The organism is Streptomyces mobaraensis NBRC 13819 = DSM 40847, assembly GCF_017916255.1.
Taxonomy (GTDB): Bacteria; Actinomycetota; Actinomycetes; order Streptomycetales; family Streptomycetaceae; genus Streptomyces; species Streptomyces mobaraensis.
This window is the reverse complement of sequence record NZ_CP072827.1, coordinates 408,607-433,202: the sequence shown is the minus strand read 5'-3', so window position 1 is coordinate 433,202 and position 24,596 is coordinate 408,607. Positions and strand designations below refer to the sequence as shown.

Below are 24,596 nucleotides of genomic sequence, written 5' to 3'. Positions count from 1 at the left end.
CGAAGGCGCCGGGGCCCCGCAGCCACCCAGCGCACCCAGGGCACGAGCCCGACGGCGCTTCCCGCGCCGTACCGCGCTCCCCCGCGCACCCGCTGACGATCCCGAAAGGCGGACCGACCGCATGACCACCCCCAGTAGCCCACCCCACCTCGACCGGCACCACCCCCTCGTGCTCGTCGGCCACGGCATGGTCGGCCAGCGCTTCCTCGAAGCGTTCGTCCGGCGCACCGACGCGCTCGGTGCGGACGCCCCGCGCGTCACCGTCCTCGCGGAGGAGCCGCGCCCCGCCTACGACCGCGTCCGGCTCACCTCGTTCCTCTCCGGTGTGACGGAAGAGGAACTGTCGCTCTGGCCACAGGAGTTCGCCCGGCGCCCCGGCGTCGGACTGCGGCTCGACGACCCCGTCGTGGCGATCGACCGCGCCGCCCGCGAGGTGACCACCCGCTCGGGCGCGGTCCACGCGTACGGCACCCTCGTCCTGGCCACCGGATCGCGCCCCTTCGTCCCGCCCGTTACCGGCCGGGACACCCCCGGCTGCTTCGTCTACCGCACCCTCGACGACCTGGAGGCCCTGCGCGCCCGCGCCGGAGCCGTGCGGACGGGGCTGGTCGTCGGCGGCGGGCTGCTCGGGCTGGAGGCGGCGGGGGCGCTGCGGGCGCTGGGGCTGGAGACGCACGTCGTCGAGTTCGCGCCCCGGCTGATGGCCGCGCAGGTGGACGACGGCGGCGGCGCCGCCCTGCGCCGCAAGGTCGAGGAGCTGGGCGTCGTCGTGCATACCGGCGTCGGCGCCCGTGCCGTCGAGGCCGGGCCGGACGGGACCGTCGGCAGCGTGACGCTCTCGGACGGCACGGTCGTCCCGTGCGGGCTCGTCGTGTTCTCCGCCGGCGTCCGGCCCCGCGACGAACTCGCCCGCGCCTGCGGCCTGCCCGTCGGCGAGCGCGGCGGCATCGTCGTCGACGAGGGCTGCCGTACCGCCGACCCCCGGGTCTGGGCCGTCGGCGAGTGCGCGCTGACGCCCGACGGCCGGGTGCACGGCCTGGTCGCGCCCGGCTACGCCATGGCCGAGGCCGCCGCCGTCCGGATCACGGGCGGCGACGGGAGCTTCACCGGCGCCGCACCCGCCGCCCGCCTCAAGCTCCTCGGCGTCGCCGTGGCCGCCTTTGGCGACGCGCACGCCACCGGCGACGACGCCCTGGAGGTCAGCTACGCCAACAGCCGCGACGGCGTCTACAAGAAGCTCGTCGTCGCCCCCGACGGCCGGCTGCTCGGCGGCGTCCTGGTCGGCGACACGGACGCCTACGACGTACTCCGGCCGCTCGCCGAGGCGGGCACCCCGCTCACCACCGCGCCGGAACGGCTCCTGCTGCCGGCCTCGGCCGCCGGCGCGGCGGCGCCCGGCCCGGAGAGCCTCCCGGACAGCACGATCGTCTGCTCCTGCCACAACGTCACCAAGGGCCGCATCCGCGCCGCCGTCACCGACCACGGCCGCTCCGATGTCCGCGCGGTCCAGCGGCACACCCACGCCGGCACCGGCTGCGGCTCCTGCGTCGCCGTGGTGACCAAGCTCGTGGAGGGCGCGACTGCACCCGCCGGTGCCGCCCCCGCCCCCAAGGGCCTCTGCGAGCACTTCACCCACACCCGGGCCGAACTCTTCGACATCATCAGCGTCACCGGCATCACCAGTTTCTCCCGCCTCATCGACGAACACGGCAGCGGTGCCAACGGGAGCGACGGCTGCGACACCTGCAAACCCGTCGTCGCCTCCATCCTCGCCACCCTCAACCCCCGCCTCGGCAACTCCGTCCACATCCTCGACGGCGAACAGGCCGCCCTCCAGGACACCAACGACCACTTCCTCGCCAACCTCCAGCGCAACGGCTCCTACTCCGTCGTCCCGCGCGTCCCCGCCGGCGAGATCACCCCTGAGAAGCTCATCGTCATCGGCGAGGTCGCCCGCGACTTCGGCCTCTACACGAAGATCACCGGCGGGCAGCGCATCGACCTGCTCGGCGCCACCGTCGACCAGCTCCCGCACATCTGGCGGCGGCTCGTCGACGCCGGCTTCGAGTCCGGACACGCCTACGGCAAGGCCCTGCGCACCGTGAAGTCCTGTGTCGGCTCGGTCTGGTGCCGCTACGGCGTCCAGGACTCCGTCGCGCTCGCCGTCGAACTCGAGCTCCGCTACCGCGGCCTGCGCTCCCCGCACAAGCTCAAGGCCGCCGTCAGCGGCTGCGCCCGCGAGTGCGCCGAGGCCCGCGGCAAGGACTTCGGCGTCATCGCCACCGCCGCCGGCTGGAACCTCTACGTCGGCGGCAACGGTGGGACCACCCCCCGCCACGCCGAACTGCTCCTCGCCGACGCCGACCGCGACACCCTCGTCCGCACCCTCGACCGCTTCCTGATGTTCTACATCCGCACCGCCGACCGGCTGGAGCGCACCGCCCCCTGGATCGCGCGCATGGAGGGCGGGCTCGACCGGCTGCGGTCCGTCGTCGTCGACGACTCCCTCGGCATCTGCGCCGACCTCGACGCCCTGATGGCCGAGCACGTCGCCACCTACGAGGACGAGTGGCGCGCCACCCTCGACGACCCCGAACGGCTGCGCCGCTTCGTCTCGTTCGTCAACGCGCCCGGCACCCCCGACCCGGCCGTCCGCTTCGAGGGGGAACCCGGGCGGATCCGCCCGGCCGCCCCGCCCGTCCTCCCCGTCCCGGACGTCGGGACCGCCGGGACCGTCGCGGCGGTGGCGCGGTGACCGCCCGCCGCGTCGTCGAGGTCGACACCGGCGGCGGCTGGACCCCCGTCTGCGCGTACGACGACCTGATCCCCGGCCGCGGGGTCGCCGCCCTCGTCGGCGGGCATCAGGTGGCGGTCTTCCGGGACCGCGCCGGACGGCTCTACGCCGTCGGCAACCGGGACCCGTTCAGCGGGGCGTACGTGGTCTCCCGCGGCCTGCTCGGCAGCCGCGACGGCGTGCCCGTCGTGGTCGAGCCCATGTACCACCGCGCGTTCGACCTGCGCTCGGGCGCCTGCGCCGACGAGCCCGAGACGCCCGGCGGAGGGCCCGCCACACTGCCCGTGTGGCCCGTGCGCCTCGCCGGCGCGGCCGGACCGTCCGGCGACCGGCCCGCCGGCGCGACCGCCGCGCCATCCGCCGACCGCCCGTCCGCCCCACCCCGGGAGCACCCGTGAACCCCCTCACCCCCGCCGCCGAGCGGGCCCACGAACCCCCCGCCGCCCCGGCATCCCGACGCCGCCGGCGGCGGCGCGTCGAGGACTGGCGGCCCGACGACCCGGCGTTCTGGGCGGCCGGGGGCGCCCGGATCGCCCGGCGCAACCTGGTCCTCTCCGTCCTCTGCGAGCACATCGGTTTCTCGGTGTGGAGCCTGTGGTCCGTCCTCGTCCTCTTCCTCGGTCCCGAGTACGGCATCGACCCGGCCGGGAAGTTCCTGCTCACGGCGGTGCCGACGCTCGTCGGCGGCGCGCTGCGGCTGCCGTACACCGTCGCCGTGGCCGTCTTCGGCGGCCGGACCTGGACGGTGATCAGCGCCGCCGTCCTCCTCGTCCCCACCGTGCTCACCGCCGTCGTCCTCGAACCGGGCGTCTCCTACTCGACGTTGGTTCTGGTGGCCGCCGTCGCGGGCGTCGGGGGCGGCAACTTCGCCTCGTCGATGGCCAACATCAACGCGTTCTATCCCCAGCACCTGAAGGGCCGCGCCCTCGGCGTCAACGCGGGCGGCGGCAACCTCGGTGTGCCCGCCGTGCAGTTGCTCGGCCTGCTGGTGCTCGGCACGGCGGGCGCCGGGCACCCCCGGCTGATCGTCCTCGTCTACATCCCGCTCATCGGGCTCGCCGCGCTCGCCGCCGCGCTGCGCATGGACGACCTGGGCGGGCCCCGGCCGCCCGGCCGTCCGCTGCGCGAGGTGGCCCGGCAGGGGCACACCTGGACCGTGTCCCTGCTCTACATCGGGACGTTCGGGTCGTTCATCGGCTTCGGCTTCGCCTTCGGGCAGGTGCTCCTCGTCCAGTTCCCGGACGCGTTCCCGACTCCCGTCCGGGCGGCCTCCCTCACCTTCCTCGGGCCGCTGCTGGGCTCGTTGGTCCGGCCGCTGGGCGGTGTCCTGGCCGACCGGTGGGGCGGGGCGCGCGTCACGTTCTGGACGTTCGCCGCCATGGCGGGGAGCACGGCCCTCGTGGTCGCGGCCTCGCGGGAGGGATCGCTGTCGCTGTTCCTGACCGGGTATGTGCTTCTCTTCTTCCTCAGCGGCGTCGGCAACGGCTCGACGTACAAGATGATTCCGGCGTTGCATCGGGCCGCGGCGCGGCGGCGGGTGGCCGCGGGGGTGGAGTCCGAGGCGGCTTATCGGTTGGCACATCAGCATGCGAATGCGGCCATGGGGGTGGCGGGGGCGGTTGGGGCGCTTGGTGGGGTGCTGATCAATGTCGCGTTCCGGCAGGCTTTTCTGAGTGGTGGCAGTGGGGAGCCGGCTTATCTGGCCTTTCTGGCCTGGTATGTGGTGTGTTTGGTGGTGACGTGGGGGGTGTTCCTGCGGCGGGGGGCTGAGCCGGTTTGAGGTGCCCCGGTCCCGCCCTTTCTCCGTTTCCTGGGGGCTGCGCCCCCAGCCCCCCTTGTCGCGGCTCCGCGCGGTTGCGGGGGTGTGGGGGCTTGCCCCCGCAAGAAACGGAGAAAGGGCGGGACCGGGGCACCCTCACCGCGCGGCGGCCCCCGCCGCCCGCACCACCCCCGCCAGCCACGCCTCCGCCTCGGCGACCAGGAGGACGTCGGCCGCCCGGGCCGACGTCGCGTGGCCGGCCGCCCAGCGCAGGGGGCCGGACGCCTCGGCGGGCGGGGTGTCGTCGGGGGCCAGGCCGAGAGGGCGTTCCGAGCGGAGGGACTGCGCGGTCGCCAGGCAGCGTGCCGCCGCCAGCCCGGCCAGGCCGGTCAGTTCGGCGTCGGCGGCGGGCGGCAGCGGCGGCCGGTCGTCGTCCCGGCGCCGGGCGAGCATCATGGCGCCGCCGGCGACCACCGCGTACCCGGGCAGCGTGAACGCCTCCCAGGGGAGGTCCCGGCCGTCCCGCGAGGCGGCCTCCATGTGGTACTGGAGGTAGGTCCCCTGGGCGAGGAACAAGGCTCGCCGCGCCGCCGCCAGTTCGTCGACCCCGCCGGCGTGCGGGCGGGCCAGCCGGGCGGTCACGGCCGGGCACGCCGCGGCGGCCCGGGTCAGGAAGTCGGCGATGTCGCGCCGCAGTTGTCCGGCCGCGCCCCGGGGCCAGGCGAGCAGGCTCGCCACCGCACCGATCCCTCCGCCGATCAGCACGGTGAGGAGCCGGACGGCGGGCAGGTCCCAGTCGGGCGGCGCCACCTGGCTGAAGACCAGCACGAGGACGACGGTCACCACGCCCTGGGTCCAGGCGGGGCCGAGCACCGGGCCCACGGTCAGGCCCACCAGCAGGAAGACGGGGGTGAAGGCCGCGTAGAAGGCGGTCGTGCCGTCCACGGCGAGCAGCATCCCGGTGGCGAGGACGCCGCCCACGACCGTCCCGACGACACCGGGCACCAGCGCGGCCCGGGTGTCGGCCGCGGAAGTGCGCATGAGGCTGAGGATCGCCAGCAGCACCCAGAAGCCGTGCGGCAGCTCCAGGACGCCGACCAGCAGCCGCGCGCAGGCGAGTGCGAGGGAGAGCCGGAGGGCGTTCCGGAACAGCACGGACGTCGGCGTCAGACGGACGGCCAGCCGGCGCCACCACCACACGGCGGTGCCGACGCCCACGTACGCGAAGGGGCTGCCGGGGTAGTCCCAGGCGGCGGACAGCCGCCCGCCGGCCGCGAGGCGGCCCGCCTCGGCCGCCACCAGGGTCCCCTCCGCCACCTGGCGGAACACGGCGTCCTGCCGCAGCCGTCCGGGCGTGGCCCGGGCGAGCCCCCGGGCCCGCTCCTCGTCGAACGCGGCCAGCGCGGCGGACAGGGCGTCCTCGTCCTCCGGGCCCCCGACGTCCGGGCGCAGCGACGAGGCGGTGCGCCGCAGGGAGTCCGCGCAGTGCCGCAGCAGCGCGGGCGCTCCGGGCACCGGCTCGCCGCGGTCGTCGACGATGCCGTTCAGTGCCTGTGTGGAATCCCGGTTTCTGAGTAGCCTGGCGGCCGTACGCTGGCGGGGTGCCGGAGGACGCCGTTGGGTCGGCGGGCCGTCGTTGCAGGTGCTGTGACGACCCGCTGAGGCGGGGTGCCCGGCCGGATGCGGTGTACTGCTCGTCGGCGTGTCGGGCCAGGTGGTGGCGCCGGGAACGCCGGCTGCGGCAGCGGCTGGCGGCCGTGCAGACCGGCGTCGGCGAGCGGGAGTGTCCGGAGTGCGGAGTCCGGTGGGTGGTGGGGCTGGACCGGCGGTCGACGGCTGTTTTCTGCTCGTCGCGGTGCAAGGTGAGGGCCTGGCGGAGGCGGAAGGAACCGTTCAGCGAACGGTCACAGTAACCGCATCGTGAACGGCCAGCCGCTCAACTTCTGTCCTGTTTCGCTCAATTGTGCGTTGATTCTTGTGATCAGTGGTTTTTCGGTCTGACGCTCGGAGTCGTTGCGGGCCGAGTCCCGTCACGGCCGGGAAGCGGTCGTGCCCCGGCCCGCGGGGTGGTGAAAGCCATGTCCGAGGACGACACCAAAGTCGGGAGTGTCAGCCAGAAGCGATACGAGGAGATCGTCGCCGAGCTGCGGAAGGTGGTCGAGCAGCAGACCACGGGGCAGTTCGTCATCGGCGACCGCGCGCTGGAGATCGAGCCGATGCGCCTGCGGGGCGGGCGGCACGAGGTCGCGCCGGGGCAGGAGCTGTTCACGGTCCGCGAATCGTTGCACCGGCTCGCCGAGGACATCGGCATGTCCTACAAGACGGTGGAGAAGCAGAGGTGGACGGCCTCCCGGTGGCCGAAGGAACGGCGCCGCAGCGGGGTGTCCTTCACCGTCCACCGGATCCTCGCGCACATCGAGGACGAGAGGGAGCGGTTCGAGGCGATCGGCAAACCTCCCGCGGGCAAGATGCGGTGGACGCCCGACGACGCCCACCGGCGGGTGGGCCAGCAGGCCGCCAAGCCGGTCTCGCCGCAGGAGAAGATCAACGCCATCCACACCCTCGCGCGTGAGGAGGAGGTGGCCAGTCAGGTGGCCACCGTCATGCTGCACCGGCCCGAGATCGCCGCGCGGGCCATGGCCGATAACACCGCCCGGCACATGGTCAACCAGGCCCAGGTCGAGCGGGGGCGGCAAGCCCGCGAGCACTTCGAGCGCACGGACGTCTTCGCCCCTGCGGTGAGGCGGATCGAGCACTCGATCGAGTTCCTGGACCTGGTGGCGGCCTGCCACGCGTTCACCGCGGCGGCCGGCCGGGTGGTGCCGGGCCTGCGCGACCGCAGGCTGAGCGAGGACGAGCGCGCGGTGGTCCATCAGCGGGTGGCGGGCGTGAGGGCGACGCTGGACTGGATCGAGAACGCGGTCGAGACCGGCAAGGTCGACATGGACGCGGAGCTCGCGCGGCTGCTGCGGGGCGAGTAGGGATGCCGCGGGCATCCCGGAGGCGGGGTGCTGCGGCCGAGCGGCACGCGAACAGCATCCGGTTCGTGCTCTTCGAGGCGAGGCCGGCGGGCCTGCTGTTCCCGCAGCTGGTGCGGGCGAGCGAGCTCTCCCCGAGCCAGGTGAGGGCGGGACTGGCCGTGCTGCGGGACATGATCGCCGAGAACGGTTGGCCGCCGTTGATCTGGACACGGGCCGACGGCTACAAGTTCGCCGCCCAGTCCGGGGAGCTCGAAGCCTACGAGCGGTCGGTGATCAGTGAGAAGCTCACCGAGATCCGCCGTCTGATCTCCGGCACGGTCGCCCCGCACGCTGCCCTTCACCCGAAGGACAAGTGGGTGCGGCACATCGTTGCCCAGCTCGCTTCGGTCGAGTCCACCCTCGACCTGATCGCCAGCGCATGACCATCTCCAGGGACCGGTACCGCCTGCTTCCCCCCTCCCGGCGGGGCCGGCCCCTGGAACACCGCATGGAGGTGCCCGGGATGCGTCGCCGCTGCTACCCCTCCGACACCACGACAGCGGAGTGGGCTTTGATCGAGCCCCTTCTTCCGGTGCCCGCATGCCGGACCCGCTGGGGTGGCAGGCCGGAGAAGCACCACAGGCGCGACATCGTGGACGCCATCAGGTATTTGGTCGATTCCGGCTGCAAGTGGAGGGCCCTGCCGCAGGACTTCCCGCCATGGCGGACGGTCTATGACCACTTCGCGAAATGGGCAGCGGCCGGGATCGTCGGCATCCTCCGCGACCAGCTCCGCCGCCGGATCCGGTGCGGTTCGGGCCGGGCCCCGCATGCGGTCGCGATCGTCATCGACTCCCAGAGCGTCAAGGCCGCCGAGACCGTCAGCAAAGCCACCCGCGGCTACGACGCCGCGAAGAAGATAGACGGGCGCAAACGCCACCTCGTCGTGGACACACGGGGTCTGCCGCTGCTGGTAATGGTGACCCCCGCGGACGTCAGCGACCGCGACGCCGGGCGCGAAGTCCTCTTCCGTCTGAGGCTGATGCACCCCGAGCTGACGGTGGTCTGGGCCGACTCCGCCTACGCCGGCGGCCTGGTCGACTGGGCCCGCTCGTTCCTGAGGCTCACGGTCAAGACGGTCAGCCGGCCGAAGAACACCCCCGGGTTCGTCATTCTGCCCCGCCGCTGGGTGGTCGAACGCTCGATCGCGTGGATCATGCAGGCCCGCAGAAATGCCCGCGATTACGAGAGGCTGCCGCAGCACTCGGAGGCGTTGATCACGTGGGCCGCGATCACGCTCATGACCCGCCGGCTCACCCGTCCGGGCGTCGCCGTTGCCCGGTGAAGCCGCGTGTTCGCGCGGCCGACCCGGCCTTCTACGACGCCGTAGCCCAGGACATGCACGACAGCGGTGTCCCCCTGCTCGGCTGGATCACGCGACCCGGCGGACTGCGTCCGTTCGGCGCCGTGCCCTCCCAGGCCGATCTGGAGGACACCCGCATCGTGCCGGCGTACACCGCCGTCGCGCGGCAGATCGTCAACACCCGGCGGCTGGCCCGCGGCGGTCGGCCACGCTCTGACGGCTGGGACAAGAAGCCCTGGCTGAGCGCGGTGGCGGCCTCGGCCGCCACCGCGCTCAGCCAGGGCGTGTGCTTCATACGGGGTGAACTGGGACCGGCTTCATCAGCAAGGTCATCTCCTGGGAGCCACCTCTTCACAGATCGCGTAAGCCCGGATCCGGCCATCCTCAATCGAGGCATACCAGGAATTCTGGGCCGGAGTGTTGGTGCTGATCATGTTGGGCCCGATGGACGAGCGCACACCATCCGTTGCGTCAACGACCATCCCCAGCACGCCACCGCGCCGTACCTCGTGATAATTGGGCTGTGCGTTGTAGCCGCCGCTCACCAGCTTGGTTCCCGCCGGGCACGTTGCGATGGATTGGTTGCCGTTCTCGGCCCATGATCCTACCACCGTGGTTTGGTCACCCGGGGCGGCGACGGCATGGGAAGAGGTGCCTCCCAGAACGATCACAGCCCCGAGGAGAACAGCAGCAAGTCGCCGCATAGCCAGCCTTTCTGTTCGTCGGTTGGATGCAGTCCTGGCTTCGCGCCAGGTCGGTGATTGGCAGCTGAGCCGGCAGGCCCTGGTCAGAATGAGTTGACCGTGTCGATGACGAGCTGGAGGGCATCGGGAACAGAGAAGCCTGTCCGATCCTGTGGTTCGTCCGGCGTCACAGGGCTGACAGGATCGGCTGCCGGAATGCTGGCTGGAACTGCGGCCGCGGCCGAAGTGATTCCTGCAGCCAGGATGGCGGACGAGACGGCCAAGGCCGTCACGGTAATTAGTCGTTTGACCATGTATCCATGGTGGCGTCGCTGCCCGTGCGACGCTGTCCCCCTGAAGCAGGAACGAGATGTTCGAGCGTCGCTGGCTTCTCCAGCCACACCGGACTTGTCGACCGCTCCACGGGCCACCCCGCACGCCGTCACGCTGAGACGCAACTCCGATCAGACGGCTGCGGGCGCCAGCCCGCCCCACCTTCAATGTCGGCAGTTTTCCAACACGTACTTAAAGGTCAATCACCGCACCGTGGGGTGGGCTCCCTCATCGCCGGAGAGCGGCGGAGACGGCCCTTGGCGCCGCCCGAGGGGTCGTTGGTGACCCAGCGGACAGCGCCAAGCGGCCTACCGGGAGTCAGACAGCGATCGTCTTCCCTTTGGCGAAGTCGGTGCCCTTTTGCCCGTACACGCTGATCTTGTACTTTGTTGAGGTGTCATGCTCGCCCATGGCGAACAGCATCAGCTTGCCGGCGTCGTCGTAGAAGAAGAGGGTGGCGCTTGTCTGGCCGTTACCTGAGCTGGCATGCAGGACCGGATGCCCGTTGAACGTGTATTTGCCAGTGGCTTTCCCACCACCGTCGAATGCCTGGTTCAGGGCTTGCTTGACGTTCGCCGTCTTCTCGGTCATCTTCCGGGCCTTGATGACCTCGATCAGGTAGGACTGCGCTTGCGGCTGAGCCATGGGGCTGGTTTCACCTCCGCCGTCCTCCTTGATGACGATCATTGCGGACGATGCGGTAGCTGACGGCATGGTTCCCCTTCCGGCCTGGACAGCAGATGGGACGGGTGGATCCACAGATGGGCGGCGACACGGCTCGCCTTGCCGCAGAAATCACGACACGGGTACCTGCTCGCCTTTCAGGAGCAGCCGAGACGGCAGGGCCGAGACAGCGCCACCCGCTGCTGTTGATGACGGCTGATCGCGCCTGCAGCCCCCTCGCGCCCCGCCTATGCGGGCAGTGGAAGTGCGAGGAGGGCGGCGTGCCCCTTGGGGCGGCTAGGAGTTACCGTCTTTGACTGCCTCGTAGTCCATCCAGACGTTGCCGGTCTCGGGGTAGCGGCCGCTCGCGGTGGTAGTGCCGCCGGCGAACCAACCCAATTCCTTGGGACTGAGCCGCCAGTCGACGTGTGCTTCGGTGTCGGTTGTACCGATCACCGGATACTTCATGCATGTGATGCGGTATGGGTCTCCGGAGCCATCCTCCGCGAAGGCGCGGTACGCAGTGGCCGGGTGCCCGCTAGCTCCGGGGAGCTCTTGCCCGTCGATGGTGATGTCGAATGACTCACGAGTTCCGAAGGGGGTTCCGAGGCTCTTGACTTTGAGGGTGACGGTGCTGTCTCCCCAGACGACGGCGTCGTAGTTGGTGGTTTCGCTCATTTTGGCCGGGATGCCGTCCAGGGTCTGGAGGGTGTAGCCGATCCTCACGTAGGACTTGTACTTCTGGGGGGTGGCGAAGGATTCCGCGAGTGTGCCCTTGGTGAGCAGTTCCTTGATCTGGCCTCCGGTGCTGCCCTTGCTGATGATGCTGACCTCGGACTTGGAGATGATCCCCAGGTAGTGGGCCTTCAGGTGGGCGTCGACGTCCGCGAAGCCGTGGTAGCTGGCCTCGAGAGCGGCCTTGATCTCGGTCTCGGACGAGGTGGAGGTGAAGGTGAAGACGATGATGCGGCCGTAGACGACGCTGTTGACCAGCAGCGGTGGGTTGTCCGGCCCCATGTAACCGCCGCTGACGAGCTTGTTGAGCTTCTCCTCGGTGAAGCTGTCCTTGAACAGCGCGCCCGGGGTGGACACGTCACAGAACGCGGTGAACCCCCTCTCGCGCAGATAGACCAGGACCGTGTTCATGGTCTCCTTCCGCCTGGCGCTGATGTCCAGCGAGGCGGCGAACCCTCCATACTTGGCGGAGATGCCCAGTTCCAGGGCGGTCTCGGAACTGTCGTACGCCTCCACGCGGCGGAAGACCACGTCCGAGGAGCCCGGGGCATCGTCACCGACCACCTTGCCGATCGCCGCGGTCACGTTGGACGCGGACGGCGGGGAGGCCGTCTCCTTCCTGCTGGTGAGCCGGTCCACCGTGATGCCCAGGTCCGCCCGGTCGCTGTCCTCGATTCCCGCCGGGATCAGGTAGCCGTTCTCGATGGCCGGCTTGGCCTGCACGATCGCCCCGGGGAAGCACATGGACACGTTCGGATCGAACGTGATCGCCTCTTCGGGGTTCTTCGTCAGGCTGTAGGTCTGCTTCGTACGCTTGACGCCCTTGACGTGGGTGACCTCTTCGGGGCCCACCTTTGACTTTGCGTTCGGCTGGTACGGGCTGAGCTCCCGCCACTTCCTCCACTTGGCCAGGGCCGCCGCGACGTCCGCCTTGGCCTGGCGGTCTCCCACACCCACCGGCGCCACAGCCACCGGCAACGAGCCATCGCCGGTGAAGGCAGCGATCACGTACTGATGTTCCCGAAGCGCGGGCAGATCCGGCAGCTCAACCTTCTCCAGGCTGGCGGCCTGCGCCACCGGAACGGCACGGCCCGCTGACGCCTCCCGCTCTGCCTCGGACGCGCCCGGCACGCGATAGACCTCGTAGCGCGTGGCATCCGGCACATCCCACTGCACCCGGCACCCGCCGCCTTCGGTCTGCACTGCCCACGCGACAGCCGTGACCTGCCCCTCGCTCGCTTGCGTCATTTGATCCCCCACTCCCCTTACTCGTCGCCCGCCATCGCGGGAGGACCGCCACATCCTGCCCAGCCACAAAGCCTTCTATGAGCCGATCAATCACACTCCGTACACTTTGAGCCACATAAAGGAAGAGGGCCGAGAACAGGCCGTAGCCGCACCAGCTGAGCGATAGAGATTTCGTCGTGCAGGGGCCCACTTCCTCCGCCTGCTGGCCCGCAGGACGCCACGGGCGCGCACCTCGTCGCCGACCAGGCCTGAAATTGAGACAGATCGCCCCCCCCACGACGCGCGGAACGATCCACCGAGGGGCCAGTCATCCGACACATCGGGCACGCCTGAGGCCATGGCCATAGGTCTCGCGATCACGACACGCGGGGCCTCGCCGCCGCCGATCAAGAGTTCCCACTCAGGCACTCAGCTTGACTCTGTCGGGGATCTTGGAGTGGCCGAGGTCAGGTGCCCAGGGTGCGCCAGGATTTCGGCCGGGGGATCTCGCGCTGGTCGAGGTAGTTCTGGAAGGCGGTCGGTCGGCGGGGAGGGGGTGCTTCCTCGGTCGGTGGGAGACCGCCGAGACGCTCGATGTTGATGGCGATCGCGGTCAGAACGTGCTGGACGTGGGCTTTGCTCTGTCCTCGGTAGCGGCAGCGGCGCATGCCGTGGCCGTGAGCGAACTCGTTGACCGTGCCTTCCACTCCGGAGCGGACCGCGTAGCGGGTCTTCCACTCGGGCGTCTGTTGCTCGGCGCGGACGCGGAGTTGCAGGTCACGGAGTTCTCGCGGGGGAAATCCGACGGTGCGGGTGCTCTCGCGGGAGGTGGTGCACTGTGCGCGGGCCGGGCAGGGCTGACACTGGCTCTTGGTGAACCGTGCCACGATCAGTGGGGCCGCGGTGGACGAGGAGGTCGGGTAGGGGCCGTGCCAGCCCGCGCTGACCTGCCCCCGAGGGCAGGTGACCTGCCGGCGGTCGTAATCGATGTGGAAGTCGTCCCGGGCGAAGCCCTCGCCTCGACGGTGCTGGCGGGTGGGGTTGTTCTTCAGCGGACCGGAGACGGTGACCTGATGGTCGCGTGCGGCTTGTTCCAGGTGGGGCAGGGAGGTGTAGCCGCTGTCGACCAGGTGCTCGGCGGGCAGCAGACCGCGGCGGGAGAGGCGGGTGTGGATGCCGGGCAGGACGTTGCTGTCGTGGGTCGTGGACGCGGTGGTGGCCACGTCCGTGATCACGTTGGGGCCGTCAGGAGCGCACGTTTCCGTCAGATGGGCAGAGAATCCCTTCCAGCTGATGATGTGCCCGTGACGGGCATAGCGGGCCGCGGTGTCGTAGGGGGAGACGATCGCCCGGGACGAGGGCGGCAGCCCGGGGTCGTCCTCGGTCTCGGCGGTGCGCCAGCGCAGGCGGCCTGCGGCGTCGCGGTGATAGTTCTGCACCATGATCTGGCGCAGGGTCTGGACACGAGGGCCCGACGCACGGTCCGCCCTGTGCCGGTAGAGGTGTTCCAGGAGCCGGACGGCGTCGTTGCCGGTGGCCAGGATCCTGGTCTTGGGCTTGGTGGGGTTCTTGCCCAGGCGGACCGGACGGCCGTAGCGGCGCCCCCAGTCCTCGTCGACCAGCTCGTCCAGCACGTGCGGGGCGGTGCCGGCGACCTCCTCCAGTGCGGCGCGGACCGCCTCGGTGACCATCTCCAGCCGGGTCAGGTCGCGGACCGCGGCCAGGACGTGGGTGGAGTCGGTGCGTTGTGTGGTGCGCTCGCGCACCAGGCCGGCCAGCTTCAGGCGGGCCAGGGCGAGGTCCAGGAGGCGGTCGGCACGGCCGCCCTCGGCGAGGCGTTCACGGAAGTCGGCCAGCACGCTGTGGTGGAAGCCGGGATCGTCCAGCTCCATGGCCATGGCGTACTTGAAGTCGATGCGGCAGCGCACCGCCTCGGCGGCCTGCCGGTCCGACAGGCCGAGCACGAACTGCAGCACACAGACGGTGGCCAGTTGGGCGGGCGAGAGGCCCGGACGCCCGTCACGCGGATACCAATCGGCAAAGTCCTCGTCACGCCACAGCCCGTCCAGGCGGTCTCTCACCCACATCGCCGCCGTACCGCCCGGGTTGCTCGCCTGCGCGATCTGCGCGGTCAGAGGCGGGACTTGCTCACCGGAACGGGGACGGAGGGACAACGAGCACCTCGACAACTGCATCGGCCTGCGGAACAGCCCCGAGCATGCCCGTTGATCACGCCGTCGCGCCGGGAAACTCCAAGATCCCCGACAGAGTCAAGCTCAGGAGGTCGCGCACGTGCCGCACCGCGGCCCGGGTGTGGGTGAGGGCCCGGTCGCCGGGCGTGGCGGAGGTGGGGCGTTGGTCCGGCGGCACCTCGGACAGCAGCGTCGCCGTCAGGGCCCGGTCGGCCGCCTCCCGCGAGCTCCGGACGTCCTCAGGGGGCCCGTCGCCGGCCAGGAGGCGCCCGACGGCGGCGCAGTAGCCGGCCGTTGCCTCAGTGGCGTCGGCGAGCAGCGTCCGATACGGGACGGGGCGTGGCTCGCGCCACAACAGCCGGTCCACGAGGGCGGTGAGCAGGATGCCGACGGTGAGGCCGGCCAGCCGGGCGGGCAGGGCGTCCGGCGCGTAGGGCGGGAAGCAGGGGAGCACGTAGTAGAGCTGGAAGGCGGGCGCCGGGGCGGCCGTCCGCGGGCCCCCGTTCGCCAGCAGGGAGACGGCGAAGCCCACCGCCAGCATCCCCAGCGCCGCCGCCCAGTCGCGGACGGCGAGCAGGGTGCCGGCGGTGACCAGCGCCCAGCCGACGGGCAGCGTCAGCAGCAGGGTCCCGGTACGCCGAGGGGGCGGCCCGGGGACCGAGGAGAAGAGGATCAGGGGCAGTGCGCCGAACATGGCGTAGAGGGCCATGTCGCGGCGGCCGAAGGCGTAGGCGAACGTGTAGAACCCCGCGCAGCCGGCGACGGTCACCCAGGCGGCGCGGCGCAGCGCCTCCGGTGCGCCCGGAGTGCGCAGGAACCGGCGGAGCGGTCCGCCCGTACCGGCTCGGGGATCCGGTGTGCCGATCACAGTGCCACGCTAGGGGCACCGCCCCGCGCCGCAACTCGGCCGGCGGCCGCCCGCGTCCCGTCGTGACGGGCGGGGTGCCGCCGGCCCGCGCGGCCGGGCGTTCCGATCGGGTGCGCGGTCAGGCGTGCGCGGTGGTGCGGAACTCCTTCACGAACGCCGAGCAGAAGGCCGGCAGGTCGCCCGGCTTCCGGCTGGTGATCAGGGTGTTGGGGCCGCCGGTGCACACCTTCACCTGCTCGTCCACCCAGGTGCCGCCCGCGTTGCGGACGTCGGTGCGCAGGCTGGGCCACGAGGTCAGGGTCCGGCCGCGCACCACGTCGGCCTCCACCAGCGTCCACGGGGCGTGGCAGATCGCGGCGACCGGCTTGCCCGCCTCGAAGAAGGACTTGACGAAGGAGACGGCGCCCTCGTGCATCCGCAGCGCGTCCGGATTGGCCACGCCGCCGGGGAGCACCAGTCCGTCGTACTCCTGGACGGACACCTGGTCCACCACGTCGTCGACGGGGAAGGTGTCGGCCTTGTCGAGGTGGTGGAACGCCTGCACGCTGCCCGGCTCGGTGGAGACCAGGCGGGGGGTGCCGCCGGCGTTCTTGACGGCCTGCCACGGGTCGGTCAGCTCGACCTGCTCGATGCCTTCCGGGGCCACGAGAAATGCCACCTTCATGTGGTGTGCTCCTTGTCCTGTTCGTCCGGATCGCTGGTCGCGACGGTCACGACGGTGACGGCGGTGAGGCCGTCACGGGTAGCGGCAGATGCCTCCCGCACCCTGGGCCGGGGTCCTGGGCTCGCCCGGCTCCAGCACCCGTACGTCGGCGCCGGTCAGCAGGGCCGCCCGGACCGCGACGTCGGCGAGGCGCCCCTCGTGCGGCTCACCGCCGCCGTCCGGCGGCAGGTCGTCGCGGCGCTCGGCCAGCTCGGCCGGCGAGTCGCCGAACCAGGCGGTCCGCTGGTCCCGCGGGTCGTCGGTGACCGTCAGGGTCCCCACCCGGCCGACGGCGAGCGCGTCGAGCGTGGCGCGGACCCCTTCGACCGCGTGCCCACCGGGCGCGAGCTCATGCTCCAGCGTGCGCAGCAGTTCCGCGGTGCGGGCGTGGCCGGCCCGGGCCACCTCGGTCTCGGTGCGGGACGTCCGCACCGCCGCCGAGCCGTCCGCCGACCGGCTGCCGCTGATGTGCCCGACGGTCACGTCCCGGCGGACCCGCGCGGGCAGGTGCTTGGTCAGGTACTGCCGGGCCCGGACGTCGCCCGCGACCAGCAGCAGGGACGCCGACACCTCGGCGAGCGCCTCGTCCACGGCCGTGGCGACGACCTTCGCGTTCCGCTCCCAGGAGTCCTCGGCGCGGTGCTGGAAGCGCATGTTGGGCAGGCCCGAGGTGCGCAGGATCTCGTCGTCGGTCCCCTGGACCGTGCGCCGCCGGGCCTCGGTGCCGCCCTCGGGGTGGACGAGGAGGTCGGCGCCGGTGCGGTCGACGACGGCGACGACGTGCGCGGGGTGCTCCTGCCGCCACTCCAGCAGCGGCAACAGGTGCGGCACGGAGGCGAATTCGGCGACGTCGCCGTGGTGCCCGCCGGGCAGTTCGGCGGCGTGGCGCACCTCGCCGTGCGAGGCGAAGAGGGCGAGGACGCCGGTGCCCGGCAGCGCGTCCATGACGCGGGCCGTGAGCGCGTCGACGGTGGCCGCGTCGGCGCCCTCGCGGGCGAGCCGGGCGGCCAGGTCCCGCCAGCGGGCCCCGGCCTCCTCCGCCCGCTCGGGGCGTGCTTCGAGGCCGAAATAGACCGAGGCGAACGGGCCCGGCGCGGCCAGCAGCTCGCGCAGGGTCCCGAGGTCGGTCCGGGTGGCATCCCGAGTGGCCATAGCCATGTGGACTCCTCCTCCCGGGGCGGTTTGCGCCCACTCATCCAGCTGAGCAGATGGGGCACAACGGCGCACGCCGGGGCGCGAGGACGGGAGCCACACCCCGGCCGTTCGGTCACAGCTCGTGACGGAATGAATGCGCTCTGGAATCATGGGAGTTGAGCGGGCCGAGGAAGGGTCGGCGCCCCGAGGAGGGGAGGGCGTCCGGCGCGACCTCGGCCCCCTTGGTGTGCGCGCCGACAGGTCCACCTCAAAGGAATTCTTGGAGATCGTAACGGAATTCATTATTCGACTTATGGATCGAATGCCGCTAGCGTCGAAAGCGGCCCGGAAGAAGGCGAACAACCGCTTCCCACGGCCCTTCTGCACGTCCCCTACCGATGGGCGGTGACCTCCCATGGCGGCCGAGCGCCGAACGACGTCCCCTTGGACGTTCATGGCCGCGACGGCGATCCTCTGGGGGTCCGCCTTCCCCGCGATCCGCGTCGCCCTCGACGGCTACTCCCCGACGTCCATCGCCATCCTGCGCCTCGTCTGCGCCGCGGCGATCCTCGTCCCCTGCGCGCTCACCGGCCGGATCAGCCGGCTCCGGCGGGCGGACGCCCTGCGGATGGCGGGCTTCGGGCTCACCGGCATGACCGCCTACCAACTCCTGCTGTACGCGGGCGAGCGGCACGTCGAAGGCGGCACCGCCGCCATGCTGGTGGCCACCTCGCCCGTCTTCGCCACGCTCCTCGGCATGCTCGTCCTCAAGGAGCGGCCCGGCGCCCGGGGCATCGTCGGCCTGCTGGTGGCGCTGGGCGGAGCCCTCGTCGTCGCCATGGCCGGCGGCGCGGGCGGCGGTTCGCTCACCGCCATGGCGATGATCGTCGTCGCCGCGGCCGCGCAGGCCACCTCGTTCGTCCTGCAGAAGCCGCTGCTGCGCCGCTACTCGGGGCTGGACTGCATCTTCTACGGCAGCCTCTTCGGGCTGCTGCCGCTGCTGTTCGCGGTCCCCGACGCCGTACGGCAGTCGGCCGCGGTCGGCTGGCGGGAGGGGACGGCCGTCGGCTGGCTCGGCCTCGGCTGCACCGTCCTCGCCTTCTGCACCTGGTCCCGCGTCCTCCGGGCGGCGACGGCGGCCACCAGCTCGCTGGTGCTCTACGCCGTGCCCGTCGCGGCCCTGGCCCTGGACGCCGCCCTCTTCGGCAACGTCCCCGCGCCGCTGGCCGGCGCCGGCGGGCTGATCGTGCTGCTCGGCGTGGCCGTCGCCGCGACCCGGCGCACGCCGCCCCGGCGGGTGGCCGGCGCGGCCTCTCCGCCCGTCGCGGCCTCTCCGCCCGTCGCGGCCTCTCCGTCCGGCGACGCGGGCCGGTCGGCCGAGGAGGCGAAGACCGCTGGCGACGCGCCCGCGGGCGACGGCGAACGGACGCGCGGACGCCACGCGGTGGCCGCCGGCCGCTGAGCCGGTCGCTTGCCTGCCGCGTCGGCCGCTTTCCGCATCGGCCGCACGGCGCCGGGCCATGGCGCGCCGCCCCCGCGCCGCGCGTCACCCTTCCAGCAGCGGCCGCACCCGGGACAGCGTCTCGCGTACGTTCTCCTCCACCACCAGCCCCCGCGCCTCGTCCACGCCCGCCCAGCGCAGTTCCGCCCCCGGGTGCTCGGGACGGACCGCCTCCGGCGTCCCGGTCGCCAGGACGAAGCGCAGGTCGGCGTGTTCGTGCGCCGGCTCGCGGTCGGACGCGGGCACCGGCACCACCGCGATGTGCGCCAACTCCCCGTCCGGCCACGGCACCAGGTCCGTCAGCGCGGTCTCCTCCCGTCCCTCCCGCAGCACCACGGCCAGCGGGTCGGTCTCCCCGGGGTCGCCGTGCCCGCCCACCAGCAGCCAGGAGCCCAGCCGCGGGTGCCTGCGCAACAGCACCCGGCGGCTCTCCGGGTGGACGATCACCGCCGTCGCGGTGAGGTGCAGGGGCAGGGCGCGCTGCCAGGGGTCACCGCCGGCGGCGAGCAGCGCGCGCACCCGCTCGGCGTCGGCGCGCTCCCGGTCGTCGGCGGGGCGGTGGCGGTTCAGGAGGTCCGGGACGGACAGGGGGAGGGGCATGTGCCGCATCCTAGGGAGCGGTCGCCCGCGGTCCAACGGAATTAACCCGCGGCCCAACGGAAGCAACCCGCGGCCCGACGGAACCGACCGGCCCGGCACTTCCGCCCGCCCGGCCGGGCTCAGGCCGCCGCGCCGTGGCACGCCTCGATCAGCGCCCGCAGCTCCGCCCGCGGCGGGTCCGGGCGCACCGCCAGATACGCCCGCATGACCGGCGCGGGCGAGCGCAGCCGCCGGAAGACCACGCCCGGCACGGGCAGTTGGTCGGCGTGCGGCGCGTAGAAGACCGTCCAGGACGGTTTTCCGTACCCGATGGACGCCAGGGTGTCCTGGGCCGTGGTGAACTCCGGGCCGAACACGGGGGTGAAGCCCGCCTCCTCGCACGAGCGCAGCATCAGGTCGTACAGCGCGGGGTTGCGCTCGCGGCCGGAGAGCCGCAGCGGGAGCCCGGCCAGCTCGGCCAGGTCGATCGTGTCGCGCACCGCGAGGTCGTGCCGGGCGGGCAGCGCCACCATGACGTCGTCCTCCCACAGCGGCAGCAACTCCAGCCCGGGGACCGGCCGGTCGCCGCGCAGCAGGGTCGCGTCCAGCTCGCCGGAGCGGACGCGCCGGAGCCGGTCGTCCGTCGCGGCCGTGACGAGTTCGAGTTGGGCCGAGGGGGCGAGGCGGGCGAAGCCGTCGAGGATCGCCTCCAGCCGGGCGCCCAGGCCCGAGCTGGTGCCGAGCCGCAGGGTGGCCGCGTGCTCCGTGCGCAGTTCGTCGACGGCGGCCCTGGCCCGCTCCCGCGCGGCCAGCACCTCGCGGGCGTGCGGCAGCAGCCGGCGTCCGGCCTCCGTCAGCCCGACGGCCCGGGTCGTCCGGTCGAACAGCGGCATCCCCAGCTCCCGTTCCAGCCGGCGCACCTGCTGGCTCACGGCCGACTGCACGATGTGCAGCCGCTCGGCGGCCCGCCCGAAGTGCAGCTCCTCGGCCACTGCCAGGAAGTACTCCAGCTGCCTGATCTCCACGTTCGCCCGCCCCCACCTGCACTGATCTCGATCCGTGATGAGTGTAGGCGCACTTCGCGCCTTGGTCGCGGGCGGCCGGCGCGATGGAGTGGGGGTCATCGACGGACCGGCGCCAGAGCCGGTCCGGCCGGAGGGGAAGGAGTCCGCCATGCCGTACGCGAACGTCAACGGCACCACGCTCTACTACGAGGACGAGGGCACCGGTCCGGCCCTGCTGTTCCTGCACGGCTGGGGGACCAGCGGACGGGTGTGGGGCGCACAGCTCCCCGCGTTCGTCGAGGACCACCGCGTCGTCACCGTCGACTGGCGCGGCTGCGGCCGGTCGGACCGGCCCGCCGCGGGCAACGACATCGACGGCGTGGTCGGCGACGTCGTCGCGCTGATCGGTGCCCTGGGGCTGGACCGGCCCGTGGTCGTCGGCTCGTCGATCGGCGCCGTCTTCGCCCTCGAACTGGCCCTGCGGCACCCCGGGCTGGTCGGCGGGGCGGTCTCGGTGGACGGGTCCGCCCACTGGCCGACGCTCGACCCGTCGTCCTCGGACCTCGTCGGCGAACTGCGCGAGGACCGGGCGGGCACGGTGGCGGGCTGGGTCCCCGGCTGGTTCGGGCCGGACGCCCCGCCCGCGCTGGCCGACTGGACGGTCCGCCAGGTCCTGGACTCCGGCGTCTTCATCGACCGGCAGTTCGACCGGGCCCTCGCGTACGACCCGCGCCCGGCGCTGCCGGAGCTGCGGGTGCCGGTCCACTACGTCCACGGCGAGCTCAGCCACATCCCCGTCGCGATCTCCCGGGAGTGCGCCGCACTGACCCCCGGCGCCGAGGTCCGCGTCATCGCCGGCTCCGGCCACATGCCGCACCAGGAGCGGCCCGCCGCCTTCAACGCGGCGCTGCGGGACCTGCTCACCGCCATACGGGTCGGCGTCCCCGCGTAGCGGACCGCCGCCGTACCGCCCTTCACGCTTTCACGAGAATCGGACAGCCATGCCCAGCACCACCGCCGCCCTCTGCCACGGCGCGGCCACCGTCGCCTACGACCGCTCCGGGTCCGGCCCCGGCCTGGTCCTCGTCCACGGCACGGGGGCCACGAAGGAGCAGTGGCAGCCCCTGACCGGGGCCGTCGCCGACCGCTTCACCGTGGTGGCGCCCGACCTCTCCGGGTCCGGCGCCACCACCGACCACGGCGGGCCCCTGACCGTCGCCGACCTCGCCGACGAGGTCCTCGCCGCCGCCGACGACGCCGGGCTCGCCACCTTCCACCTGGCCGGCCACTCGCTGGGCGCCGTGGTGGCCGCGCACCTCGCGGGGACGCACCCCGGCCGGGTCCGCTCGCTGGCGCTGCACGCCGCGTGGGTGCGCACGGACTCCCGGATGGCGGCGGAGTTCCGCTACTGGCTCGCCCTGCTGCGGTCCGACGCCCGGCACGGGACGGACCTGTTCGTCCGGATGCTGCCGCTGATGGCCTTCGGCCCGCGCTACTGGGAGCGGACGGACGACGCCGCCTACGAGGCCCTGGTCGGCGCGCTCGCCGGGGTGATCGCCCCCGGCGCCGACCGGCAGACCGAGGTCGACCTGACGGTGGACCTGGGCCCGCTGCTGGGCCGGATCACCGCGCCCACCCTGGTGCTGGCCAGCGCGCACGACCGGATCATCGACGCCGGCCAGCAGCGGGCGCTGCTGTCCGGCATCGCGGACAGCCGTTACGCCGAGATCGACGCCGGGCACGGCGCCCCGGGGGAGGATCCGGAGGGCTTCGCCGCGAAGCTCGCGGCCTTCCTCGACGAGCGCGTGGCCGCCGAGCGGGAGCCCGCGGGCCTCCGCTGACCGCCGGTCGCTCAGACCTCCAGGTCGCTCTCTATGCGCTTGAGCTGGTGGCGGGCCATCGCCAGGTTGGCCCGCTTGGCGTCCAGGACGAGGTAGAGGAACAGGCCGCTGCCCCCGCGCCCGGTGAGCAGCCGGATCAGGTGGTACTGGGTGCCGAGGGTGATGAGGATGTCCTCGATGCGGTCCTGGAGGTTCAGCATCTCCATGGCGCGCAGCTTGGCCCGGACGACGTCGGTGTTGGCCGCCGCCGCCACGTTGAGGTCGATCGACTGGTTGCCGCCCAGGGTGCCGAGTGCCATGCCGCTGCCGTAGTCGACGAGCGCGACGCCGATGGCCCCCTCGATGGAGTTCATCGCGTCCTTGAGTGCCATTTCGGTGTTGGCCATGAGAGTTCCGCTTTCGGTGTCGGTAAGGGATGCGGGGGCGCCGCACGGGTCTCCGCGCCCGTGGGTCGTCGGGGGCGCGCCGCTAGGGCTGCCGCTGCCGCTGGAGGGCGCCGTCGATCAGGGCGCCGAGGCGGGGGCAGGCCCGGCGGGCCTCGATGTTGAGCCGGCCGACGTTCGCGTCGGCGGTGGCCAGCAGCGTCAGGACGCTGGCGGTGCCCGCCGCGTAGGTGGCCACGTAGCCGAACTCGCCGTTGACCAACAGTTCGCGGAAGCCGCCGTGGCCCACGGCGTCCGTCAGCCGGGCACCCACGCCCAGCGCCGCGGCGGTCAGCGCGGCCACCCCGTCGGGTTCCGCGTTGGCGAGCAGATGGGCGATCACCAGGCCGTCCGTGCTCGCCACCATCGCACCGGTCAGATACGGAACCCTGACCCGTAACTCCTGTAACTCGGCGAGTACTTCGGGTGGTGCGGCGGTCATCGACTGCCTCCTTCCGGCGAACTGCCTCAAGGCGCGCCTCATGATGGATGGGATGGAGTCGGGCGGGTGCACGGCACGGTCACACAATCCTCTCCCGCCCTCGGGCGATTACCGGTGGCGTGTCCGTTGCGACAGAAGGTATGCGAAAGGAGCGTCGCGGCGGGTGGGTTTCGGCATTTTCCCTCGGCACATTCCTCTGAGGCACAAGGGGTGAGAGGGCCGGAAATCGACGTTTCGATTGGTCCGGACCACAACTGCCCAGTGGGCCCCTTGCCTTCGGCGGCTCACCACTGCCCCCACTGCGGCGTCCACAGCGGCCCGGCCCCCTTCACCGTGCGGTGGACGGGCGCCGAGCCGGTGCCCAGGATGCCGGGCAGCGCCGCCACCGGACCCGTGAGGTAGCGGTAGAACGCCGTGACGTCCGGTGTCGTCACGCTGACGTGCACATTGGCGTCCCCCGTGATCGCCGCCGCGAACGCCACCTCCGGATGGGCGGAGAGCGCCCTGCCGACCTCCTCGATCCGGGACGGCTCGACGTTCAGCCACAGCAGGGAACGGAAGTTCCGCTGGAGCACCCGCGGGTGGTAGTCGACGTCGAAGTACAGCACCCCGGCCGCCCGCAGCTCCGCCATCCGGCGCCGCACCGTGGTCTGCGACCAGCCGGTGGCCGCCGCGAGCTCCCCGACGGAGGCCCGGCCGTCCAGCGCCAGGACGTCGAACATCCGGTGGTCCGCCGCGTCGACCGGGAAGGCCGGGCCGGGGTCGGCGGGCGGGGACTCCGGGGCGTCCCGGGGGGACAGCGCGGCCACCTGGCCGGCGGAGAGCGGGCCCGACTTGGTCAGCAGGCTGCGCTCCTGCCCGAAGAAGACGTGCAGCAGCGAGTGGGCCGCGACGTCCACCACACGGGGCGTGCCCGGCAGCTTCTCCAGCAGCAGCACGCCCTCCCCGGGCCGCTCCGGCCGCACCAGACAGGCGATCTCGGTACCGCCCGCCGTCAGATTGATCCAGGTGGTGTCCCGGCGCCGGGCCAGCGCCGTGGAGATCTGCGCGGACGCGCCCGGCGCGCAGCGGATCCGGACGATCCACGGCGCCTGGCCCAGGCGCAGCGGCTCGGTCAGCCCCAGCACCCGCAGGACGCCGGCCGACCGCAGCCGCGTGTAGCGGCGGGCGACCGTCTGGTCGGAGACGCCGAGCACCTCGGCGATCCTGCGGAAGGGCGCCCGGCCGTCGATCTGGAGGGCGTGGACGAGGGCCTGGTCGGAGGTGTCGAGCGGCGGCAGCACCGCTCGCTGGTCGTCGGGCGCGGTGTCGAAATTCACCGTCTCACGGTAAATGCTGTCGGATTCCGCGCCCGACGCGGTCCTGGCTGTGCGAGGAGGGTGTTCCGGCGGAT

Annotated in this window: 23 protein-coding genes; 9 read left to right on the top strand and 14 right to left on the bottom strand. The window is 72.5% G+C overall.

Translation table 11 applies throughout. The features are described 5' to 3' along the window. The first annotated feature begins 121 nt into the window (after nt 1-121). The 3 genes from nirB to J7W19_RS01595 are packed head-to-tail and all read left to right on the top strand — an operon-like array spanning nt 122 to nt 4,574. Nucleotides 122-2,755: a nitrite reductase large subunit NirB gene (gene nirB, locus J7W19_RS01605; protein ID WP_004941452.1), complete on the top strand. Its 2,634-nt coding sequence runs from the start codon at nt 122-124 to the stop codon at nt 2,753-2,755. Then, nucleotides 2,752-3,192: a nitrite reductase (NAD(P)H) small subunit family protein gene (locus tag J7W19_RS01600; RefSeq protein ID WP_004941450.1), complete on the top strand. Its 441-nt coding sequence runs from the start codon at nt 2,752-2,754 to the stop codon at nt 3,190-3,192. Before nirB ends, J7W19_RS01600 begins: the two co-directional genes overlap by 4 nt. Further along, a complete protein-coding gene (locus J7W19_RS01595) occupies nt 3,189-4,574 on the top strand; it encodes an MFS transporter (protein WP_004941447.1) in 1,386 nt (461 codons plus the stop codon). Before J7W19_RS01600 ends, J7W19_RS01595 begins: the two co-directional genes overlap by 4 nt. Before the next feature lie 135 nt (nt 4,575-4,709). On the opposite strand, the gene J7W19_RS01590 is transcribed toward J7W19_RS01595, so the two are convergent. Beyond that, nucleotides 4,710-6,068, bottom strand: a complete 1,359-nt coding sequence (locus tag J7W19_RS01590) for an FUSC family protein (protein ID WP_004941445.1) — start codon at nt 6,066-6,068, stop codon at nt 4,710-4,712. Nucleotides 6,069-6,631: 563 nt separating this feature from the next. On the opposite strand from J7W19_RS01590, the gene J7W19_RS01585 reads away from it, so the two are divergent. From J7W19_RS01585 to J7W19_RS01575, 3 genes are all read left to right on the top strand, one after another. Then, entirely contained in the window at nt 6,632-7,534 is a 903-nt protein-coding gene (locus J7W19_RS01585) for a DUF6192 family protein (RefSeq protein ID WP_004941443.1), read from the top strand. A 2-nt stretch (nt 7,535-7,536) separates the two neighbouring features. Continuing rightward, a complete protein-coding gene (locus tag J7W19_RS01580) occupies nt 7,537-7,956 on the top strand; it encodes a hypothetical protein (RefSeq protein ID WP_004941441.1) in 420 nt (139 codons plus the stop codon). A gap of 80 nt (nt 7,957-8,036) precedes the next feature. After that, nucleotides 8,037-8,858: an IS5 family transposase gene (locus tag J7W19_RS01575; RefSeq protein WP_040888670.1), complete on the top strand. Its 822-nt coding sequence runs from the start codon at nt 8,037-8,039 to the stop codon at nt 8,856-8,858. 347 nt (nt 8,859-9,205) lie between these two features. On the opposite strand, the gene J7W19_RS01570 is transcribed toward J7W19_RS01575, so the two are convergent. The 8 genes from J7W19_RS01570 to J7W19_RS01535 form a co-directional block, all read right to left on the bottom strand. Next, on the bottom strand, nt 9,206-9,547 hold the full coding sequence (locus tag J7W19_RS01570) for a hypothetical protein (RefSeq protein WP_158688749.1): 342 nt from the start codon (nt 9,545-9,547) through the stop codon (nt 9,206-9,208). A 116-nt stretch (nt 9,548-9,663) separates the two neighbouring features. Next, the gene (locus tag J7W19_RS01565; RefSeq protein WP_158688748.1) at nt 9,664-9,873 is read right to left on the bottom strand and encodes a hypothetical protein; all 210 of its coding nucleotides are present in this window, start codon (nt 9,871-9,873) and stop codon (nt 9,664-9,666) included. Nucleotides 9,874-10,210: 337 nt separating this feature from the next. Beyond that, the gene (locus J7W19_RS01560) at nt 10,211-10,579 is read right to left on the bottom strand and encodes a hypothetical protein (RefSeq protein WP_040888637.1); all 369 of its coding nucleotides are present in this window, start codon (nt 10,577-10,579) and stop codon (nt 10,211-10,213) included. 273 nt (nt 10,580-10,852) lie between these two features. Continuing rightward, entirely contained in the window at nt 10,853-12,538 is a 1,686-nt protein-coding gene (locus J7W19_RS01555; protein ID WP_158688747.1) for a thiol-activated cytolysin family protein, read from the bottom strand. A 446-nt stretch (nt 12,539-12,984) separates the two neighbouring features. Further along, nucleotides 12,985-14,691, bottom strand: coding sequence for an IS1182 family transposase (locus J7W19_RS01550; protein WP_233478050.1), 1,707 nt, complete (start codon nt 14,689-14,691; stop codon nt 12,985-12,987). A gap of 55 nt (nt 14,692-14,746) precedes the next feature. Next, nucleotides 14,747-15,577: a hypothetical protein gene (locus J7W19_RS01545; protein ID WP_004941429.1), complete on the bottom strand. Its 831-nt coding sequence runs from the start codon at nt 15,575-15,577 to the stop codon at nt 14,747-14,749. A 118-nt stretch (nt 15,578-15,695) separates the two neighbouring features. Then, a complete protein-coding gene (locus J7W19_RS01540) occupies nt 15,696-16,241 on the bottom strand; it encodes a type 1 glutamine amidotransferase domain-containing protein (protein ID WP_004941428.1) in 546 nt (181 codons plus the stop codon). A 72-nt stretch (nt 16,242-16,313) separates the two neighbouring features. Beyond that, nucleotides 16,314-17,438 (bottom strand): baeRF2 domain-containing protein, encoded by a 1,125-nt coding sequence (locus J7W19_RS01535; protein ID WP_040888635.1) that lies wholly within the window; start codon nt 17,436-17,438, stop codon nt 16,314-16,316. A 391-nt stretch (nt 17,439-17,829) separates the two neighbouring features. Between J7W19_RS01535 and J7W19_RS01530 the strand changes: the two genes are divergently transcribed. Beyond that, nucleotides 17,830-18,876 (top strand): DMT family transporter, encoded by a 1,047-nt coding sequence (locus J7W19_RS01530; protein ID WP_106429553.1) that lies wholly within the window; start codon nt 17,830-17,832, stop codon nt 18,874-18,876. Nucleotides 18,877-18,960: 84 nt separating this feature from the next. On the opposite strand, the gene J7W19_RS01525 is transcribed toward J7W19_RS01530, so the two are convergent. Both J7W19_RS01525 and J7W19_RS01520 read right to left on the bottom strand, forming a co-directional pair. Next, nucleotides 18,961-19,515 carry an NUDIX hydrolase gene (locus J7W19_RS01525; RefSeq protein ID WP_004941423.1) on the bottom strand — a complete coding sequence of 185 codons (555 nt, stop codon included), beginning with the start codon at nt 19,513-19,515 and terminating at the stop codon, nt 18,961-18,963. A 119-nt stretch (nt 19,516-19,634) separates the two neighbouring features. Then, nucleotides 19,635-20,519 carry a LysR family transcriptional regulator gene (locus tag J7W19_RS01520; protein ID WP_004941421.1) on the bottom strand — a complete coding sequence of 295 codons (885 nt, stop codon included), beginning with the start codon at nt 20,517-20,519 and terminating at the stop codon, nt 19,635-19,637. A gap of 148 nt (nt 20,520-20,667) precedes the next feature. Here J7W19_RS01520 and J7W19_RS01515 point away from each other — a divergent pair, with 148 nt between their 5' ends. Both J7W19_RS01515 and J7W19_RS01510 read left to right on the top strand, forming a co-directional pair. Then, on the top strand, nt 20,668-21,450 hold the full coding sequence (locus J7W19_RS01515) for an alpha/beta fold hydrolase (protein WP_004941418.1): 783 nt from the start codon (nt 20,668-20,670) through the stop codon (nt 21,448-21,450). A 49-nt stretch (nt 21,451-21,499) separates the two neighbouring features. Next, a complete protein-coding gene (locus J7W19_RS01510) occupies nt 21,500-22,339 on the top strand; it encodes an alpha/beta fold hydrolase (protein WP_004941416.1) in 840 nt (279 codons plus the stop codon). Between the two features lie 11 nt (nt 22,340-22,350). Here the strand turns inward: J7W19_RS01510 and J7W19_RS01505 are convergent, their stop codons facing one another. The 3 genes from J7W19_RS01505 to J7W19_RS01495 form a co-directional block, all read right to left on the bottom strand. Continuing rightward, the gene (locus J7W19_RS01505) at nt 22,351-22,725 is read right to left on the bottom strand and encodes a hypothetical protein (protein WP_004941414.1); all 375 of its coding nucleotides are present in this window, start codon (nt 22,723-22,725) and stop codon (nt 22,351-22,353) included. 82 nt (nt 22,726-22,807) lie between these two features. Beyond that, on the bottom strand, nt 22,808-23,203 hold the full coding sequence (locus J7W19_RS01500; RefSeq protein WP_051072525.1) for a roadblock/LC7 domain-containing protein: 396 nt from the start codon (nt 23,201-23,203) through the stop codon (nt 22,808-22,810). A 284-nt stretch (nt 23,204-23,487) separates the two neighbouring features. Next, a complete protein-coding gene (locus tag J7W19_RS01495; protein ID WP_233478049.1) occupies nt 23,488-24,522 on the bottom strand; it encodes an Lrp/AsnC family transcriptional regulator in 1,035 nt (344 codons plus the stop codon). Nucleotides 24,523-24,596: the final 74 nt, after the last annotated feature.

What these genes read in the sequence shown, in the direction of transcription:
- J7W19_RS01510 (WP_004941416.1), top strand. Translation starts at nt 21,500, where the DNA reads ATGCCCAGCACCACCGCCGCCCTCTGCCACGGCGCGGCCACCGTCGCC.
- J7W19_RS01580 (WP_004941441.1), top strand. Translation starts at nt 7,537, where the DNA reads ATGCCGCGGGCATCCCGGAGGCGGGGTGCTGCGGCCGAGCGGCACGCG.
- J7W19_RS01515 (WP_004941418.1), top strand. Translation starts at nt 20,668, where the DNA reads ATGCCGTACGCGAACGTCAACGGCACCACGCTCTACTACGAGGACGAG.
- J7W19_RS01540 (WP_004941428.1), bottom strand. Translation starts at nt 16,241, where the DNA reads ATGAAGGTGGCATTTCTCGTGGCCCCGGAAGGCATCGAGCAGGTCGAG.
- J7W19_RS01525 (WP_004941423.1), bottom strand. Translation starts at nt 19,515, where the DNA reads ATGCCCCTCCCCCTGTCCGTCCCGGACCTCCTGAACCGCCACCGCCCC.
- J7W19_RS01535 (WP_040888635.1), bottom strand. Translation starts at nt 17,438, where the DNA reads ATGGCTATGGCCACTCGGGATGCCACCCGGACCGACCTCGGGACCCTG.
- J7W19_RS01575 (WP_040888670.1), top strand. Translation starts at nt 8,037, where the DNA reads ATGCGTCGCCGCTGCTACCCCTCCGACACCACGACAGCGGAGTGGGCT.
- J7W19_RS01530 (WP_106429553.1), top strand. Translation starts at nt 17,830, where the DNA reads ATGGCGGCCGAGCGCCGAACGACGTCCCCTTGGACGTTCATGGCCGCG.
- J7W19_RS01500 (WP_051072525.1), bottom strand. Translation starts at nt 23,203, where the DNA reads ATGACCGCCGCACCACCCGAAGTACTCGCCGAGTTACAGGAGTTACGG.
- J7W19_RS01555 (WP_158688747.1), bottom strand. Translation starts at nt 12,538, where the DNA reads ATGACGCAAGCGAGCGAGGGGCAGGTCACGGCTGTCGCGTGGGCAGTG.
- J7W19_RS01565 (WP_158688748.1), bottom strand. Translation starts at nt 9,873, where the DNA reads ATGGTCAAACGACTAATTACCGTGACGGCCTTGGCCGTCTCGTCCGCC.
- J7W19_RS01560 (WP_040888637.1), bottom strand. Translation starts at nt 10,579, where the DNA reads ATGATCGTCATCAAGGAGGACGGCGGAGGTGAAACCAGCCCCATGGCT.
- J7W19_RS01585 (WP_004941443.1), top strand. Translation starts at nt 6,632, where the DNA reads ATGTCCGAGGACGACACCAAAGTCGGGAGTGTCAGCCAGAAGCGATAC.
- J7W19_RS01505 (WP_004941414.1), bottom strand. Translation starts at nt 22,725, where the DNA reads ATGGCCAACACCGAAATGGCACTCAAGGACGCGATGAACTCCATCGAG.
- nirB (WP_004941452.1), top strand. Translation starts at nt 122, where the DNA reads ATGACCACCCCCAGTAGCCCACCCCACCTCGACCGGCACCACCCCCTC.